Annotated in this window: 10 protein-coding genes and 1 pseudogene; 4 read left to right on the plus strand and 7 right to left on the minus strand. The window is 52.4% G+C overall.

Annotated features, from left to right (window positions below; genetic code table 11):
* Nucleotides 1-2 precede the first annotated feature (2 nt).
* The gene (locus C5610_RS03870; protein ID WP_105305987.1) at nt 3-965 is read right to left on the minus strand and encodes a DUF58 domain-containing protein; all 963 of its coding nucleotides are present in this window, start codon (nt 963-965) and stop codon (nt 3-5) included.
* 1 nt (nt 966) lies between these two features.
* Nucleotides 967-1,923, minus strand: a complete 957-nt coding sequence (locus tag C5610_RS03875; RefSeq protein ID WP_105305988.1) for an AAA family ATPase — start codon at nt 1,921-1,923, stop codon at nt 967-969.
* A gap of 195 nt (nt 1,924-2,118) precedes the next feature.
* On the opposite strand from C5610_RS03875, the gene fadI reads away from it, so the two are divergent.
* Together fadI and fadJ are read left to right on the plus strand one after the other, a co-directional pair.
* Complete coding sequence (gene fadI / locus C5610_RS03880; protein WP_105305989.1) at nt 2,119-3,429, plus strand: acetyl-CoA C-acyltransferase FadI; 1,311 nt, start codon at nt 2,119-2,121, stop codon at nt 3,427-3,429.
* A complete protein-coding gene (gene fadJ / locus C5610_RS03885) occupies nt 3,429-5,552 on the plus strand; it encodes a fatty acid oxidation complex subunit alpha FadJ (RefSeq protein WP_105305990.1) in 2,124 nt (707 codons plus the stop codon). The genes fadI and fadJ overlap by 1 nt, the downstream gene beginning before the upstream one ends.
* Here fadJ and C5610_RS03890 read toward each other — a convergent pair.
* The 5 genes from C5610_RS03890 to nadK all read right to left on the minus strand — a co-directional run bounded on the left by C5610_RS03890 (nt 5,549) and on the right by nadK (nt 15,418).
* On the minus strand, nt 5,549-9,406 hold the full coding sequence (locus C5610_RS03890; RefSeq protein ID WP_158682656.1) for an EAL domain-containing protein: 3,858 nt from the start codon (nt 9,404-9,406) through the stop codon (nt 5,549-5,551). The two genes, fadJ and C5610_RS03890, sit on opposite strands and share 4 nt — an antisense overlap.
* A 143-nt stretch (nt 9,407-9,549) precedes the next feature.
* The gene (locus C5610_RS03895; RefSeq protein ID WP_105305991.1) at nt 9,550-12,288 is read right to left on the minus strand and encodes an insulinase family protein; all 2,739 of its coding nucleotides are present in this window, start codon (nt 12,286-12,288) and stop codon (nt 9,550-9,552) included.
* Nucleotides 12,289-12,301: 13 nt separating this feature from the next.
* Nucleotides 12,302-12,664, minus strand: coding sequence for an outer membrane protein assembly factor BamE (locus C5610_RS03900; protein WP_105305992.1), 363 nt, complete (start codon nt 12,662-12,664; stop codon nt 12,302-12,304).
* 101 nt (nt 12,665-12,765) lie between these two features.
* Nucleotides 12,766-14,430 carry a DNA repair protein RecN gene (gene recN / locus C5610_RS03905; protein WP_105305993.1) on the minus strand — a complete coding sequence of 555 codons (1,665 nt, stop codon included), beginning with the start codon at nt 14,428-14,430 and terminating at the stop codon, nt 12,766-12,768.
* 103 nt (nt 14,431-14,533) lie between these two features.
* A complete protein-coding gene (gene nadK, locus C5610_RS03910; protein WP_105305994.1) occupies nt 14,534-15,418 on the minus strand; it encodes an NAD(+) kinase in 885 nt (294 codons plus the stop codon).
* Between the two features lie 163 nt (nt 15,419-15,581).
* Between nadK and grpE the strand changes: the two are divergent.
* A pseudogene (gene grpE / locus C5610_RS03915) lies at nt 15,582-16,249 on the plus strand (nucleotide exchange factor GrpE).
* A gap of 112 nt (nt 16,250-16,361) precedes the next feature.
* The gene (locus C5610_RS03920; protein WP_241970508.1) at nt 16,362-19,343 is read left to right on the plus strand and encodes a TonB-dependent receptor domain-containing protein; all 2,982 of its coding nucleotides are present in this window, start codon (nt 16,362-16,364) and stop codon (nt 19,341-19,343) included.
* Nucleotides 19,344-19,407: the final 64 nt, after the last annotated feature.

Genomic DNA, 19,407 nt, shown 5'->3' on the forward strand with positions numbered 1-19,407 from the left:
TGCTAACGGAGGTCGGCCCATTGCTGTTCCAGCGCCTGGGCACTGCTGACATAACTGATCCGTAAGCCATGCTGTTCAAATTGTTGTTGCTGATGATGCCGGCGCTGCTCGGCGGTGTTGTGATAGCGTTCGCGCTGACGCTTGTCCGCGAGGTTAATTTGCGCCTGTTGTTCGCCGTCAAAAACGGCCAGTGCCTGTGCTGAATAACCTTGTGGCAGTTCGCACTCCATGGGGTCATAGCTGCAGAAGCAACGCACGGAGTTACGCTGATTTAGACGAGCCAGTGGCTCCAGAAGTTCATCGTCGAAATGCTGGAAATCACTGATGATGTTAATCAGGCTGCCCGGTTTAACGAGTTTCTGTAAACGGTTAATGGTGTCGGCCAGTGGTGCAGGGTGCGGGCGCTGATGCTGTTGCCAGCGGTTAAAACTGTCCTGGTGCACGTCCAGCAGACTGTGCAAAAAGTGCAATACTCCCGCCTGACGTGCCGCCGGCTTATGTTCGCGATGCAACCAGCCGTTACTGATGATACCGCCGACCCGGTCACCACGCTGCTGTGCCTGCCACGCCAGCGCTGCGGTCAAATGGCAGGCCTGCACCGATTTAAACAGCAATTGACTGCCGAATAACTGCGTCAGAGCCAAATCGGTCACCAAAAACACCGGTCGCTCTTTTTCTTCGCGGTACAACTTGGTGTGCGGTTTTCCGGTACGGGCAGTCACCCGCCAATCGATGGCGCGAATGTCATCGCCCGCCTGATAATGGCGCACTTCATCAAATTCCATCCCGCGGCCCCGGGTTTTGCTTAATAAGGGTCCGCTTTGGCTAATCGCCGGCAGGTTACGTTTGTGACGGGCGATGGCCGGCAGCCGGGTACGGTAATACAGCAGCTCCTGCATGGTCGGCTGGAGGCCGTCACTGCGCAGTTTCTCTAACCAATAACGTGACTGCTCTTGCGACAACATACTAAGGAGCCGGTACCAGTGAGACGATTTTATCGATGACCTGATCCTGAGTGATGCCGTCGGCTTCGGCCTGGTAGCTGATGATGATGCGGTGGCGCAGACAGTTGTGCAACACGCTGTTGATGTCGTCCGGCGTGACAAAGTCGCGGCCGTCAAGCCAGGCGCTGGCGCGTGCGCAGCGCTCCAGTGAGATGGTGGCTCGCGGGCTGGCGCCGTAGGCTATCCAACTGGCCAGCTCAGCGTCGTAATTGGCCGGCTGACGGGTGGCAATAATCAGTTGCACCAAATAGTGTTCCACCGCCTCGTCGAGGTATATCTGCATCACCTGTTGGCGTGCGTCGAACAACTGCTGCTGAGTGAGCGGCGTCGGCATGGCCTCTTCGCCCTCAATGACCTCGCCGCGGTTGAGGCGCAAAATTTGCTGCTCGGTTTCGGCATCCGGGTAGTCCAACCGCAGATGCATTAAAAACCGATCCAACTGCGCTTCGGGCAACGGGTAAGTACCTTCCTGTTCCAACGGGTTTTGCGTCGCCAGTACCATAAACAGCGGTGGCAACGGGTAGCTGCGTTGGCCAACGGTGATTTGTCGCTCCGCCATGGCCTCAAGCAATGCCGACTGCACTTTGGCCGGGGCGCGGTTAATTTCGTCAGCCAGAATCAGGTTATGGAACAACGGGCCCTGTTGAAACTCAAAGGTGCCATTTTCCGGCCGGTAAATGTCCGTACCGGTCAGGTCGGCCGGCAACAAATCCGGTGTAAACTGTACGCGATGGAAGTCACCTTCAATGCCTTTTGCCAAAGCCTGTACGGCACGGGTCTTGGCCAAACCGGGAGGTCCCTCTACCAGCAGATGGCCATCGGCCAATACCGCCAGCAGCAAATTGCGGGTAAATTCGGGCTGACCGAGCACCTGCCGATCGAGAAACTCATGCAATGCTTTAAATTGTGACGCAGCCATGGGACTCCTGTTGTACCTGTTATCAATGCCTACCTGTGCTATTTTGAGGGTAGTCTTTTGAGTTTTAAAGTCATAGATAGTAACACTTTAAACAAAACGATGGTTTTAATCTGCACGATAAACGGCTAGAATTTGTAACAAAATCTATTGTGGTCAGACCAGTATTGGCCGTCATTCATATAATGGAGAAAGCATATGGCAGCAACACAATCGTTGCGCACCCCCAGCGGTGACCGAATTGCCATTGTGGCAGGGTTGCGTACACCTTTTGCCCGTCAAGCCACTGACTATCACGGCATACCGGCACTCGATCTGGGTAAAATGGTAGTGCAGGAGCTGATTAATCGCACCGGAATCGAACCCGGACTGGTAGAGCAACTGGTGTTTGGCCAGGTGGTGCAAATGCCGGAAGCACCTAATATTGCCCGCGAAATCGTCCTTGGCACACAGTTGCCGGTCGAAGTTGATGCGTACAGCGTCAGCCGCGCTTGTGCAACCAGCTTCCAGACCACCGTTAATGTGCTGGAAACCATGATGGCCGGCAACATCAGTGTCGGCATCGCCGGCGGCGCGGATTCCTCTTCGGTGCTGCCGATTGGTGTGAGTAAACGTTTAGCCCGAGCGCTGGTCGATCTGAATAAGGCCAAGAGCCTTGGACAACGCTTCAGTATTTTGCGCCGTCTGGGTCTTAAGGACCTGTTACCGGTGCCCCCTGCGGTGGCGGAATACAGCACCGGTTTGAGCATGGGGCAGACCGCTGAGCAAATGGCGAAGTCGCATGGTATTTCCCGCGAAGCGCAGGATCAACTGACGGTGGAGTCGCATCAAAAGGCGCACCAAGCGTGGGAAGCTGGCTGGCTTGATCAAGAAGTGATGACCGCCTATCCGGAACCTTATAAGAAACACATCAGCCGCGATAACAATATTCGTGGTGACAGCCAAATCGACAAGTTGGCGAAATTGAAGCCGGTCTTTGATCGCAAACACGGTACCGTAACCGCCGCCAACAGTACACCGCTGACTGACGGGGCATCGGCTGTCATGCTGATGACGGAAAGCCGCGCCAAAGAGCTGGGCTACGAGCCCTTGGGCTATATTCGCAGCTACGCCTTCAGCGCCATTGGGGTTGAGCAGGACATGCTGATGGGGCCTTCTTATGCGACCCCCATCGCGTTAGATCGTGCCGGCATGAAACTCAGCGACCTGGACCTGATTGATATGCACGAAGCCTTTGCCGCACAAACACTGACCAACATGAAAATGTTTGCCAGCAAGCAGTTTGCGCAGGACAAACTGAACCGCAGCGAGGCCATTGGCGAAATCGACCCGGCCAAGTTTAATGTGTTAGGCGGCTCGATTGCCTATGGTCACCCCTTTGCTGCTACCGGCGCGCGGATGATCACGCAAATGATTTACGAATTACGTCGCCGTGGCGGCGGCACCGCACTGACGACAGCCTGTGCCGCCGGTGGACTGGGCGCAGCGATGATTTTGGAGAGTGAATAATGAGCGAACAGAAAGCCTTCTCACTGGACATAAAGGACAACGGCGTTGCGGTGATCACCATTGATGTGCCGGGCGAGTCAATGAACACCCTCAAGGATACCTTCGCGGACGAAGTCGGGCGACTCATGAACCGGCTGGAGGGCGATTCGGACATCAAGGGCGTGGTGTTTATCAGTGGTAAGCCGGGTTCCTTTATTGCCGGCGCTGACATCAACATGATCAACGATTGTGAAACCGCTGCCGATGCCGAAAGTCTGGCCCGCAAGGGGCAGGCCATGTTTGATCGCATCGAGCAGCTGGAAGTACCGGTCGTCGCGGCCATCAACGGTGCCTGCCTGGGTGGCGGTCTGGAACTGGCGATGGCCTGTCATGTCCGGGTTTGTTCGGATAATCCGAAAACACAACTGGGTTTACCGGAAGTGCAACTGGGTTTACTGCCCGGTTCCGGCGGAACGCAACGGTTGCCGCAATTAGTCGGTGTTCAGCAGGGCATCACCATGATGCTGACCGGTAAGCAATTACGGGCGAAACAGGCGCTGAAAGCCGGGTTGGTGGATGAAGTCGTGCCTCAGTCGATTTTGCTCGACGCGGCGATGAAACACGCGTTGTCGGCTAAGCCGAAAAAGAAAAAAGCGCCCCTGAAAGGCATCATTAAAGTGCTGGAAGCTACCGCTTATGGGCGTAATATTATTTACAAGAAAGCGGCTGAACAGGCACAGAAGAAAGCGCAGGGGAATTATCCGGCGATCGATAAGATCATCGATACCGTGCGTATTGGTGTTGAAAAAGGCCGTGAAGCTGGACTGGACAAAGAAGCACGCAGCTTTGGTGAACTGGCGATGACACCGCAGTCGTACCAGTTGCGACAAATCTTTTTTGCCACCACCGAGATGAAAAAAGAAACCGGTGCTGACGGTGTTAAGCCGGCGGAGATTCATCGCGTTGGTGTGCTTGGCGGCGGTCTGATGGGCGGCGGTATTGCTTACGTGACGGCGGCTAAAGCGGGTTTGCCGGCACGCATTAAAGACATCTCCCACGAAGGCATCACTCATGCACTGCACTACAGTTATGAGCGTTTGAACAAAAAAGTAAAACGCAAACACATGCGCCGTGCGGAACTGGAAAAAACCATGTTGTCATTAAGCGGCACCCTGGATTATTCCGGTTTCGAACGGGTGGATGTGGTGATTGAAGCGGTGTTTGAGGATCTGGAATTGAAGCAAAAAATGGTGGCTGACATTGAGCAGTACGCCAAGCCGGAAACCATTTTTGCGACCAATACCAGTTCGTTGCCGATTACCCAGATTGCGGCGAAAGCGCAGCGTCCACAAAATGTGATTGGTCTGCATTACTTCTCACCGGTGGATAAAATGCCGTTGGCAGAAATTATTACCCATGAGGGGACCTCACCGGAAACCATCGCGACGACCGTCGCGCTTGCCAAGAAACAAGGCAAAACGCCGATTGTGGTTAAGGACGGCGCCGGTTTCTTTGTTAACCGGATTCTGGCTCCTTACATGAACGAAGCTGCACGACTGGTGCTTGCCGGTGAGCCTATCGAGCACGTCGACAAAGCGCTGGTGAAGTTTGGCTTCCCGGTCGGGCCGATTACGCTGCTGGATGAAGTGGGTATTGATGTCGGTGCGAAAGTGGCGGCAATTTTGCGCAAAGAGCTGGGTGAGCGTTTTGAACCTCCGGCGGCTTTTGACAAGCTGATTGACGATGAGCGCAAAGGCAAAAAGAACCAGAAAGGTTTTTATCAATACGGTAAAGGGGTAAAAGGTAAGCCGGTCGACAGTTCGGTGTATTCGTTGTTAGGCATTGAGCCGAAACAAAACCTTGACCGCGAAGCCGTGGCGGAACTCTGTGTGTTGCCGATGTTGAATGAGGCGGCCTACTGTCTGCAGGAAGGCATTATTCGCAGTGCCCGCGACGGCGATATCGGCTCAGTGTTTGGTATCGGCTTCCCGCCGTTCCGTGGCGGTCCATTCCGTTATATGGATGAGATTGGCATTGGTGCGCTGGTTGCCAAACTGAAGACCCTGGCAGAACAGCGCGGTGATCGTTATCAACCGGCACCACTGCTGGTGGAAATGGCCGAACAGCAACGTCGCTTTTACTAAAGCGACGGTTGCTCCTGATGTTGCCCGATGTAGCGGATGAACGCATCCGCTTGCATCGGTTCGGCATAGTAAAAGCCCTGAATATACTCACACCGCAGAGTTTTTAAGATCTCCAGTTGGGTGCGCGACTCAACCCCTTCAGCAACCACTTTTAAGCCCAGGTTATGTGCCATTCCGACAATCGATGCAACCATGTTGCGATCCTTGTCATCAGTGGTGATGTCATCGACAAAGGCTTTATCAATTTTCAGGGTGTGCAGCGGGAAGCGCTTTAAATAAGCCAGCGATGAATAACCGGTACCAAAATCGTCCAGCGCCAGTTGCACGCCCATATCCGCAAGGTTTTCCAGCATGGTAATGGCTCGTTCCGGATCAGCCATAACCATCCCTTCAGTGATTTCGAACTCGATATGGCGTGGGTGCATATTTTCTTCTGCAAGTATCGACTCGACCTGAAACGCCAGGCTGGAGGTAGAGAACTGGCGTGCCGACAGGTTGATCGCTACGTGACGCGGTGCGCCGGCCAGCTTCAGAAAGGTTTTCATGTCGCGGCAGGACTGCCGCAACACCTGCTCGCTCAACGGCACGATCAAACCGGTTTCCTCAGCCAGCGGAATAAAGTCGGCTGGGCTGATTACGGTGCCATCTTCACGGCGTATTCGTGCCAGCGCCTCAATGCCGGCAATATGCTGACTGGCCAGTTCGATTTTCGGCTGATAGAACACTTCCACGCGCTGCTCACGTATGGCGCTGCGCAACTCGTTTTCGATTTGCAGGCGACGAATCGCATTTTCGTTCATGGATTGGCTGAAAAACTGGTAGCAGTTGCCGCCGCGTTGTTTGGCATGATACATCGCGGTATCAGCCTTTTGTAACAGTTCCTGAGAGGTGTGACCGTCGTGAGGGTAGAGCACAATACCGATGGAACTGCCGATCACCACTTCGTGCTGCTGGATGTTAAAGGGTACTGCGATTTCGGTATTAATTTTCGAGGCCAGCACACTGATGGCGTTGATTTCTGTGGTGTCTTCAACCAGCAAGCCAAACTCATCGCCGCCAAGCCGGTAGAGGGTGTCCTGACGCCGGCCAATGTCGGTTAATCGTTCGGCCACCCGGCACAACAGCTCATCACCGACTTCATGGCCGAGCGAGTCATTAATCTTTTTAAAGTCGTCGAGGTCAAAAATGAGTAGCGCATGCGGTACTTTCTTGCGCACCAGGTTTGAGTGACTGACCTGAAAGTAGGAACGGTTGGGCAGCCCCGTGAGACTGTCGGTATTGGACAGCCGGCGCAATTCGTTTTCGGTGTTGCGGCGTTCGGTAACGTCCGAGAAACTGGCGACGATAAGTTCGATATCGCCATTGTCGTTGTTGACGGTATCCAACGTCAGTTCCATCTGAAACTCGCTGCCGTCGGCACGAATATCGGTCACTTCGCCACGCCAACTGCCTTCTTTAAACACGTCACGTTTAATTTGATCGATAAAGTTTTGCTCATAAGCCTGCAGCGTAAAAGGTTGCTCCAGTATCTGTTCGCGACTGTAGCCGGTGATGGTTTCAAAGGCTTTATTGATCTCACGTTTGCGGAAAAAGCGGTCAAAAATACAAATGCCGTCGGAGATGTTCGTGAGTGACAAAGCCAGCATATTCAGGCGTTCTTCACTGCTTATCATGCCGCTGATGTCAGTGATGGCGCCTTGCACCCGGCGAGGTTTACCCTGTTCATCGCGCTCGGTAACTTTGCCGCGATCCATAATCCACAGCCACTGACCCTGGTTGTCCAGCCGGTAGCTGCACTCAAACATGTCTTTACTGCCGTCGACGATGGCACTGAATTCTTCTTTGACGCGCTTGAGATCCTGCGGATGGATATTGGCAGCGGAACCCGCATAACCACAGCGAATGCCATCGATAGGGAAGGCTGGGCAGTGGCGCCAGATGTTGTGACGAATTAACTCGCCCTCGCTAAGATGCCATTCCCACAGTTGCGCACCGGAGCTTTCTACCGCTTGTGCCAGGTGTTGGTGGCTGGCTGACAGTTGGTCACGTTGCCGGCATAAATGCACAAACCAGCGTCCGCTTAGCAGCAGTAATCCGGCCACCAATAATGCATAAACGCCGTAAGCCCAACTGCTTTGCCACCAGGGGCCGCTGACACTGATATCTTGTTGGTGGCGAATGGCCCAATCATTACCGTCAACGGATGCCTGAATCTGAAGCGTGTATGAACCGGCTGGTAAATGGTTAAATGAAATTGGCTGTAACGGGCGCGATGTGTGTTGCCACTCATCCATTAAGTCGAATAAGCGAAACCGGTACTGCATACGCTCCGGTTCCGGAGCCAATGGACTGACAAAGTCCAGGTACAATGTTTGTTGCTCGAACTCGGTGGTAACAAACAGCGGTTTGAGTTCGTCATTGCTGCCGCCCCGGGACAGTGGCACCTGCTCAACGACGCGGAAGAACTCATCCACCGCAACGGCATTATGCTTATCGGCTATCCAAATTTTACTGTCGTGTACGGCGATACGTAGGTTTTCCTGTTCGAAGAAAGCCTGATTATCGGGCATCCGCCGCCAGCGCTTTTCAGCGATATCAAAGATCAGCAAACCATGCTTCTGGTCGACCACAAACAGATGTTCGGCGAACAGTTCCGTTTGCATCACATTGGGTGGCTGTGTCAGAGGAAGGGGATGTACTTCTTTAATCTGCTGTTGTTCAGGCTCGTACTTCAGCAATCCCAGTTCATTGGTAAACCACCAGAATCCCTCATAGTCCTTGGTCGCGCTGGTATAGTCGTTCAGTGTCGACGGCAACGACAGGGTATTCAGCTCATTGCTCAAACGAATATCCAGTAGCTTTTCAAAGTTGAGTGCCGACCGCGGTTTCGAAAATTGGTACAAGCCCCCGTTGCCGGCACCGACCCAGAGCCGTTGCAGGTGATCAACCGTAAAGGCATTAACCTGCAGTAAAGGGGGCAGAGATAACGAATGCTGACGGCTGAGATAGGCCGGCTGGCGCGAGAACGTTTCCAGTATTTTTATGCCCTGACTGGTACCCAGTAACAGATGGCCGTTATCGACATAGGCTAAACTGCTGATGGGCGTGCTGTTATCAAGATCGGTGGCATTGTCCAGTTGTTGCAACAGTCGAAAATCGTCGTCAAGAATGAACAGTCCCCGATCATGAGCGAAATAAATCCGATCAGCACGCTGTAAGATGTGATTGAAGCCCGTGGCCGGCAACGGGTCAGTGATCGGGTTTTGCTGACTGACTTTGAACACATCAAAGCTGTTGCCGTCCCAGACATACAGGCTGCCATCCTGCTCACTCAACCAGATCCAGCGTTTGCCCATGTGGATATTGGTGATATTGGTCAGCGTATCGCCGTTGTAGGACAGTGTGACGGGCGTGGCTGTTTTGGTATCCACCCGCCATAAACGACTTTCCGATAAAAACAGCAAGTTGTCATTAAAGTCAGCGATGATTTTGTTAACGATCGGTGGTTGTGGGCCGTTAACGTTGTCAAATTTAGGGTGGCGGTAGAAGCGGTTCTGCTGATAGTCAAAATAAGCCACACCCCGTGCCGTAGAAACCCATAATTGCTTGTCGTTAAACCACAGATCGAGAATGTTGTTGCTCGGCAGTTGGTGCGGTTGCCGGCCGGTCATAAAATGTTCGAACGAGACACCGTCAAAGCGTTGCAGGCCATTGCGAGTGGCTATCCACAAAAAGCCGCGACTGTCCTGCAACAGGTCGGTTACGGTATGGCTGGTCATGCCCTGGCTGATGGCCCAATGCCGTGATTGCGCCAGCGCCCCGGGCGGCGCAGCACTGGCACTGTTCAATATCATAGTGAGGCCGGCTAAGAGAGCGAACCAATAGGTAACTTTCACGGTAAAGATAATGTCCTGATGGGAGGCCGCTGGCTTGCGGCTCTTATAATTTGTTAATTTAAGGTTAAGCTAACCAAAAGCAAAAATAATGTAAAGCGATTCTAGCCGCTATCGGCCTTGGTTTGAATATAAAGCCGAACCGGTTGCTCAAACAATAACCGCTGGCTATACGCGAGCCAGTCGTCGAGCTGCCAGTCGTCAAGTGCGCGGATAAGTTGATCGGCACGATCGAACTGCGTATCGCCTAATTGAATGGCACCCCATAGCCGTTGACTGCGAACCCTCAGACTGCGATCGGTCACTGATAACTGCTGTCTTAACACCGATTTACTGTGTGCCCAGGCTTTTAAGCTCATTTCGTTCAGGTGTTCGAAACACAGCTCAAGAGCTTCGCTGATCTGGTGTTGCAAATCGTCTTCACTGACGTTGGGTGATTGCACGAAAATAATGATGCCGGGCAAACGCTGCAGCGCAAAATACTGGCTGCCGGCCATGTAGCCCAGTTGACGTCGGGTGCGCAGCTCATCAAACACAAACTGATGGATAAGTTGTTGCAACAACATCAAGGCGACCTGCTCGCGCGGCGAGTCGGACGCGCCCTGAACATATTGCAAAGCCGCTTTGTCGTTGTGTTGCATTGGCACTGCAATCGGGTTGGCTGCCCGCTCGATGTCCAGCAGCCGTTTTATGCGTTGCTGAATTGGGGCTTTATTAAGGCCGTTGCTGCCGGTGTTGGCCTGAATCAACTGAGCCAGTTGCCCGGCGTGCTGTTGTTGCCAGTCGCCGTGCATAAAACCGGTGACTCGCATGGGTTTAAACAAGTTGGCAACGATGTGTGAAAAATGCGTATAACTTAAACTTTCGCAGGCAGCCGCCATGTCGCTGAGCCGGTACAGGCCTTGCTGCAACAGTAGGTTCAGCTCTGAGAACAACAGGTTTAGCGGCTGATTCTGATGGGCCGAATGCCAGTTGTTGACCAATTGCTGGGTTACCGCTTGCCAGCGGCTGCGATCGAACTTTACGGTTTGCGCCTGACGCATTAAATAACTCAGCAACGGCAACTGGCCTGCCGACAGCCCGGTGGTATGAATGGTGATACCGGTCTGGGTCGGATAAATATTAAAATGCAGGCCGGCAACTTCGGCGTCATACAAGTCTTCATTGAGGGCATCAATCATCAGTTCCGCCCATATTCTTGAACAGGCAAAATTGAGCGCTGAAGCGGTGACCTGAGGTGCCTCTAAATTAAGGTAAATGTGGCCTTTTGGAACCCTGAATTCTTGATCCTGAAGGTGCCACAGAGTGAGCTGGTCATTATCAATAAGGGCGCTCGGGCGTGTCTGCTCAGCTTCCAGCGGGTAAGGCTGAAAGTGCTCGTTAAGGAAACGGTTCTGCCGCGGCAGTTGGGCGCAGAAGCCGTCGGCGGGCGCCTTCAATTGAGCCACCTCGTCGGCTTGTAACGGACGCATGCTGTAGGGCGTATCGTATAACAACGTCAGCTTATTGGTGTTAGCCTGGGCACTGATCAGAGTGATCCGGGCGCGTTCCGGTACCATCAGGTTGAGCAGTTCATTGGCGCGCATATTATTGAGGCAGTCCATGCGGTAATCGCCGTAAATGATGTCCCGCTCAGGGTAGTGGTGCGCGTTCACTGCAAGTTGCGAGACCAGTTCGCCGACCGGTATCGGTTCCTGAAATTTAAAGCTCAGCTCGGTACTCAGGCGGCGTTCTTCGTAGCGCCAGTCTTCAATACCTTGGTCCTGTATCAGCCGGATGTAATTAAACACCCACTGGGCGACGCTAAGGGCATGCTTCTCACCACGTTCGGTCAGCTGTATGTTGATATTAAAATCTTTAAAATTACTGCCACTGATACCGCCGCCGGCTGACAGACTGTTGATCCAGCCGCGATTACGTAGGCAGGAGAACAAACTTTGCGGCCCCTCGTAGCCGAGAATATGTGCGATAAAACTGGTGGTTTTATGGGCATAATCATCGTCGATAGCCGGTAGCGGCAGGGTGATGATCAGACGACGAGCGGGCTTAACCGGTTTAACCTCCAGTTTTACACCGAGCTGATCAGGTCGGTACAACGGCGCTAACCCTTTTTTGGCGGTTGTCATCTGAGCGCTCGACGGCAGTGCCGAGAAATGCGTTTCAGCCAGTTCCGCTAACCGCTCGAGCGATTGTGGCCCGGCAATGACAAGGCGCAGATTGTCACTGACATAATGCTGCTTGAAAAAACGCCGAAGTTTGTCCTGCAGCGTACCGTGCTTATCGTCTTTGAGGGTATTTAAGTTGCCCACCGAAAACTGACTGAAAGGGTGTTTTGGGTTACAGGTTGACTTGTGCACCTGATAAAGTCGTCGCAACTCGTCTTGTTGCTTAAGGCGAAACTCGGATTCAATGGACTGGCGTTCTTTATCTATCCATTCCTGTGCCAGCAGGGGCTGTTGAAACATGGCGGCAAAGTACTCCAGCGCGCGTTCCAGCGCACTGGCCTGGCAGTCGAAATAAAAGTTGGAGTATTCGGTTCCTGTCCAGGCGTTTTGTTGCCCACCATAAGCATTTAAGAAGTCGCTGAAGGCCGACGGCGAAGGAAAGCTTGAGTTGCCGAGAAACAGCATATGCTCAAGGAAGTGAGCGAGACCCTGAGTGTGTTCAGGGTCGTCAAAGTGACCGGCATTTACCGCCAAGGCCGCGGCAGCTTTATGACTGCCGGGGCAATGCACCAGCAACGCCTGTAAATTATTCTCTAAGCGGACGGCGCGGTAGTCCCTTTTGTCCCTGGGACTGCGGACAATGTGGACGACCTCGTCATCGATAGAAGAGCTCGCCATCGACGGGGGTTCCTTATTCGTCTAACGGAGTATCAAATTCTTCAGGTTCTTCAAAATCCCCTGACATCTGCACCAGTAAACCTGCATTAAAGTCAAGAATCAATTCCTTTCGAAAGATTTTGCCACTGTTTGGATTCATTTCGTACAGATAGACCCAACGATCACTATCGAAGGCATTTTGTGCAACAGGGCGGCCTAATACATAGGCAACCTGCTCTTGGGTCATACCGACACGTAACTTGTCAACATCCCGTTGTTCCAGGTAGTTACCCTGTGGAATGTCAATGCGGTAAACCATCTCATTGAGTGTTGAGCAGCTACTTAAGCCAATGACAAGTGCTGTAGCGACAGATAATTTTGATAACGTGCTTTTCATTAACGACCCACGTGGTTTTGTATAAATGTGTTTATGTGAATGCTTACGCGTCGATGATAAACAATCATAACCTCAGTTACCAGCGTATCCGACGCGCCACCTCAACAGGCAAGCATTTCTTTTGCGTTGGCTTTGGCTAAATCGGTCACTTTATCACCGCCTAATAAACGTGCTAATTCGATAACGCGCTGGTCGCTGTCCAATGCCGTAACCTGAGTTTCGGTTTCCTGACCATTGGTTTGTTTCGCCACCTGCAACTGTTGATGCGCTTTTGCTGCAACTTGCGGTAAGTGAGTGACACAAATGATCTGGCACTGCAGCCCCAGTTCTCGCAGCATAGACCCCACAACCGCCGCGGTTGGCCCGCTGACACCGACGTCAACTTCGTCAAACATCATGGTCGGAACGGTTTGCTGGGTAGCGCTCATCACCTGTATGGCAAGGCTGATACGGGAAAGTTCACCACCGGAAGCCACTTTGCTCAACGGCTGCAGTGGCTGGCCGGGGTTTGCGGTGACCTGGAACTGCACCTTATCGGTTCCTTGCGCGGTGGCCGGTGCACTCTCCTGGTGTTCCAACATAATCTCGAAGCGGCCATGAGGCATGTTCAACTGCTGCATCGCCTGGGTGATTTTTTCGCTTAACTGACGCGCTGCACGTACGCGGCTGTCGGATAATTGTTTTGCCTGCTGACGATATTGCTGGCGCAGTTGCTGACGTTGTTCGGCCAGTTGCTCGCCAGCTTCATCATTGGCTTTTAACTGCGCCAGTTCTTGCGCTAAGCGCTGGTGTAGCTGATACAGCTCAGCCGGTGCACACTGATGCTTCTTGGCCAACTTGAGTGCCTGTGTCATGCGCGCTTCAAGTTGTTCCAGTTCACCACCGTCGAGGGTCATTTGATCTTGGTAATGACGCAGCTCCAGCGCGGCTTCTTCGATATGCACCATGGCTTGCTGCAGTAACTTATCAATATCACCGAGCTGAGCATCCATGTCGGCCGCTTCCTGCAGTCGTGATGCAGCACTTTGTACCAGACCGTTGGCGTTATTGTGCTCACCTTCGTAGAGTGCGTTAAGGGCGAACAGACTGGCTTCTTTTAACGTGCGGTGGTTAGACAAACGCTTATGGTCGGCTTCCAGTTGTTCAAATTCACCCTCCGCCAGGGCAAACTCGTTCAGCTCCTGTACCTGATACTCAAGCAACTGGCGCTGTGCCTGTTGATCCGCTTTGGCCTGCTGTTGCTGGCGGTAGTTTTTTTCGACCTGCGCCCATTGTTTATAAAGGTCACGGGTTTGCAGAAGCAGTGACTGATGACGGGCATACTGATCCAAAACCTGTAGTTGATGCTCATCCTTGCTGAGTAACTGATGCTCGTGCTGGCCGTGAATATTCACCAACAACGGCGCCAAGGCTTTTTGCATCGACAGCGGCACCGGAGAGCCATTTATCCAGGCTTTTGAGCGGCCGTCTTTGTTGATCACGCGGCGTAACAAACATTCGCCGTCGGCATCCAGTTCGTTGTCCTTTAACCATTCGGCCGCGGGGCTGTCGTCGGCCACCACAAAACAGGCACTGATTTCGGCTTTGTCGCAGCCCGGACGCACTAAACTGGCCTCTGCGCGACTGCCGAGGCACAGACTCAAGGCGTCCAAGGCAATGGATTTACCGGCACCGGTTTCCCCGGTAATGGCGGTCATGCCGCGGCGAAACTCGATATCGAGTGATTTTACGATCGCAAAATGGCGGATGTGTAGCTCGGTTAGCATTGCAAACCTCCAGAACCACTGATGATTTATACAGTTTATACAGTAGTTATACAGTAGTTTTCAGGAAATGCAATGACCCTGCGCTGATTTTTTGTGCGACTTGTTAAAATAAACGGCTACCCCAGCCCAGTTTGTTACGCAACACATGGTAGTAGTTGTGTTCGACGGGGTGAATCAGCGTCAGGGTTTTCTTATGTTTACTGATGACGATGTCGTCGCCGGGGTGTACCGCCATGCGCACATGGCCGTCACAGCTTATCTGCAGTAAGTCGTTGTCGTAGGCGGCGCGTAAACGCACTTCGGAATTGGCGTCTATGACAATCGGACGGCTACTGAGGGTGTGCGGGAACATCGGCACCAGCGTAATGGCATCAAGGTTGGGGTGTAAGATGGGGCCGCCGCCGGACAGTGAATAGGCGGTCGAACCGGTCGGCGTCGCGATGATCAAACCATCAGAGCGCTGGCTGAAGACGAAGTGGTCATCGACATACACTTCAAATTCAATCATGTGGGCGACTTTGTCCGAGTGCAGAACCGCCTCATTAATGGCTGAGCCCTGGCCGGCAACATGACCGTTACTGAGCACCTCGGTATTGAGTAAAAAGCGCTCTTCGATGGAGTAGTCGCCGGCGAGTACTGCCAACAAGGGGGTCATTACCTCATCGGGGTCGAGGTCGGTAAGAAAGCCCAGATTACCGCGGTTAACGCCGATCACACCCACATCGTATTCGCACAGCACCCGCGCGGCGCCCAGCATATTACCATCGCCGCCGACCACAACGGCAAGATCGGCCCATTCGCCCATCTCGCTGATGGTCATGGTTTGTACTTTATGACCACTGCCGATCTGCTCGGCGCAACGGTTTTCGACGGCGACATCATAGTCACGGTGCGTCAGTGCGCTTAACAGGGTCTCCAGAGTTTGACGGGCACCCCGGTCATCGATTTTGCCCAGTAATCCAATCTTTTTAAATGGCTGTTTTGTCATGCTGTAATGTCTACCAAAGCCCAACTGTTACTGCTGCTAACGCTACGTTGCTTTAATTTTTTAATCAAGAGCAAAACATGACTTGAATGTTGAATTCAGCGTCCCCATCTCTCTGTGCATTGATGAATACATGTTTAGCTTATAGAGAGTGGCACTATGACGGATAAAAAAGCACAGGCAAACGCCGAGCAGTATCAGCAACAAGCGGAACAGGCAGCAAAACAGCAAGCTGCTGAAGAGCAAGCGCAGGAGCAGGCTGAGCAGACCCTGGCCGATGAGGGGCAGGCGGAAACTCAGGATCAGACTGCAGCAACGGCTGATGCCGAAATGGACCGCATCGCTGAACTGGAACTGGCGTTGAGTAAAGCCGAAGCTAAAGTCAATGAGCAAAAAGAGTCGGTATTACGCACGCAGGCGGAAATGGAAAACGTTCGTCGCCGCGCCAGTCAAGACGTCGAAAAGGCGCACAAATTCGCGCTGGAAAAATTTGCCAATGAACTTCTGACCACCGTTGATAATCTCGAACGTGCACTGCAAGCTGCGGATGGCAAAGAAGATTTGGATAAAAACTTTCTGGAAGGCATCGAACTGACCTATAAAAGTCTGACCACGACGCTGGATAAATTTGGGGTAAAAGCCGTCGGTGAAGAGGGCGAAAGCTTTAACCCGGATCTGCACCAGGCAATGTCAATGCAGGAATCGGAGCAACATGACAATAACACCATTATCGCGGTGATGCAGAAAGGTTACGAGCTTAATGGGCGCTTGTTGCGACCAGCGATGGTCATGGTAGCTCGTAACCAGCAGGGTAACGTCGATACCAAAGCATAAAAAAATAGGTCATGGGCTAAAAAAATAAGGTATCTCTCCAGAGTTTTGTGCTAACTTAATGAGTTATCGCGTTGTCGGCGATAACAAAAATAATAACTCTGGGGAGAGAACCATGACAAAGAATCGGATGCCAAAAATGGCGAAAAGCCAATTGGCTATAGCGATTGCGTGTGTGTTTGCATCAGCGCCGGTGTTGGCTCAACAAGAAGAGCAACAACAAACCGAGCAACAAGCTGAGCAACAGCAAGAAGTTGAACGCATTCAGGTTACTGGTTCGCGTATCCGTACCGACGGTATGGATGAGGCGACGCCAGTACAAGTTATTCAGGCTGAGGATGCCATCACTCAAGGTTTTACTAACCTGGGTGATTTACTGCAGTCGAGCACCATCGCAGCGGGCTCGGGTCAGGTAACATCAGCGATTTCTTCGGCGTTCGTGGCCGACGGTGGTTCAGGTGTTAACACCTTATCACTGCGTGGTCTGGGCGCAAACCGTACACTGGTCTTGCTGAACGGCCGTCGTGCCGGTCCTGCAGGTACGCAAGGTGCGGTTTCTGCATTTGACTTGAACGTTATGCCGTTGGCGGCTATCGAACGAATCGAAATTCTTAAAGACGGTGCGTCGTCACTGTACGGTTCTGATGCGGTTGCCGGTGTGGTTAACATCATCACCAAAAAAGGTGATGCAAGCTCTGTTGACATCAACATGAGCCAGCCAATGGACGACGGCGGTGAGACCATGCGTCTCAGTGCAACGTTAGGTCGTACCTACGATAAAGGTTCGTTCCGTGTGGTTGCGGACTACAACCTACAAAAAGAATTGGCCAACGGTGACCGTGACTTCTTCCAGTGCGGCCAGCGTTATGCGTTTGATCCGGAAACCGGCGAGCGTACTGATAACGTTGACCCACGCACCGGTGACTATCACTGTTCTGACCTGCCTTGGGGTCACGTCTGGATATACGATTACTCAACCGGCGGTTTGGTAACGACCCGTGCGCAGTATGACTACGACGGCGACCTTGGTAACTACATTCCGCGCTTTAACCAGGATCCAAACAGCCCTGATTACATGGCGACAGAGCCAGGCTGGCCTGAAGGCTGGTATCAGGTTGGTTATGACAATGCTTCAGATGCGGTCGATAACCAGGATCACCCGTTCCAGGATCGCGAATCACTGATTCCGCGTCAGGAAAAAATTACCTTGTACGGTCAGGGTGACTACCTGTTGACTGACGACGTTACCCTGTACGCCGAGGCGTTGTTAAACCGTCGTACGACCGAAATTAACGGCTACCGTCAATTCTGGTCATACAAATACAACGAGAACTTCTATGCCGGTGATCCGCTCAGCGAAGGTTGGACGGGCGCACAATGGCTGAGCCCAACGCCAATCACTGACCATGCCGACGATGAAATCGTGGTTGATTATCGCCGCTTTGTGGTGGGCGCTAATGGCTATCTGGGTGAATGGTTCTGGGACTTCTCGATTCAGGACAGTCACAGCGACGGTGATTACACCAGCGACGTCATTTATGATGACGCAATCAGCCCGTATAACTTTGCTTCAGGCTCATGTGAAGGCACGGTCACTCCGGTACGCGGCGTCGACTGTGTGGACGTACCATGGCTGGATCCGGACTTCCTGGCCGGCGACATCCCACAGAACGTGAGAGATTTCATGTTCGGTCGTGAAACCGGTAATACCGTTTATAAGCAGCGTACCGCTGAAGGTTACTTCTCTGGTGACTTGATGGAACTGCCTGCGGGTATTGTTGGCGCAGCCATCGGTGCACAGTATCAGACCGACGAAATTGTCGATACACCGGCAGAAGTTACCCGTATCGGTAACGCCTGGGGTTCATCAAGCGCCGGTATTACTCAGGGTAAATCAAACTCGCGTGCGGTATTTGGTGAAATTCAAGTCCCTGTGTTGGCGGACTTACCGTTTGCCGAGCGATTGGACTTCACGGGTTCTGCGCGTTGGACTGACGTTTCAACCTACGGTAGCGATACGACTTACAAAATGGGCCTGAACTGGTTAATTGGTGAAGGTTTCCGTATTCGTGCAACTCGTGGTTCTTCGTTCCGTTCACCGGCATTGTACGAGTTGTTCCTAAACTCACGGACGTCATTCCCGTCACAGCGTTCGATCGACCCTTGTGTTGATTGGGCTAACCAGCTTGAGCAGGGTAATATCAGCCCGACGCTGGCCGCAAACTGTGAGGCTGATGGCCTGCCGGGCGATCACGTTGCCGGTTCAATCAGTGCGACGTTCTTTGAAAGTGGCGGTGCTGAGAACGGCATCAAAGCGGAAACGTCAGTATCTGAAGTTATCGGTTTTGTCTGGATTCCCGAAAGCGTCGATTTTGCCTTCTCAGCTGACTATTTCAACATCGAAATCGATGACGAAGTAACCAGTCTGAGTCCTGCGAATATCGTTTACGGTTGTTACAACTCAGAAAACTTTGCCTCTGAGCCGCTGTGTGAGCAGTTCACTCGCGATGATACCGATAACCGTATTGACGAAATCTTCGGTGGTTATCTGAACATTTCTGAACAGATCAACCGTGGTATCGACTTTAACGTCAACTATCGCACGGCAACGCCAATTGGTGACCTGTCGTTCCGTTACGAGCACACGGTACAGATCGAAGCTTCACGTAAATTGTTACCAACCAGTGACCCGGTTGATTACACGGGTGAAATTGGTAATCCTAAGCACGTGGGCGTGTTAACCACTGAGTTGCGTTACAGCGACTGGACCTTTAACTGGACCGCTCGTTACATCGGTGACGGTGACAACTATGAGCGTTTTGGTAATGGTGAGTTCGACAACACGGCAAGCTATCGTGGTGAAGAGTCGATTGTTAAGCTAGATGTACCATCGGTGTTCTACCATGCGTTCTCAGCTAACTACGACTTCGACAACGGCTTTAGCACAACCGTCGGTGTGGCTAACGCCTTTGATAGAGAGCCACCATTAATTACTGGTATCTCTGGTATCACCACTCGTCGTGGTAACTCAGCTTTCTACAGCCAGTATGATTGGCTTGGACGTCGTGTGTTCTTGAATTTAAGTTACGACTTTTAATCGATAGACCGCGTCAATAGAGAATAAAATGCCGACACTTTGTCGGCATTTTTTCTCGTATTTT

It is taken from the genome of Idiomarina sp. OT37-5b, from assembly GCF_002968395.1.
In the GTDB taxonomy this organism is placed as follows: Bacteria; Pseudomonadota; Gammaproteobacteria; order Enterobacterales; family Alteromonadaceae; genus Idiomarina; species Idiomarina aquatica.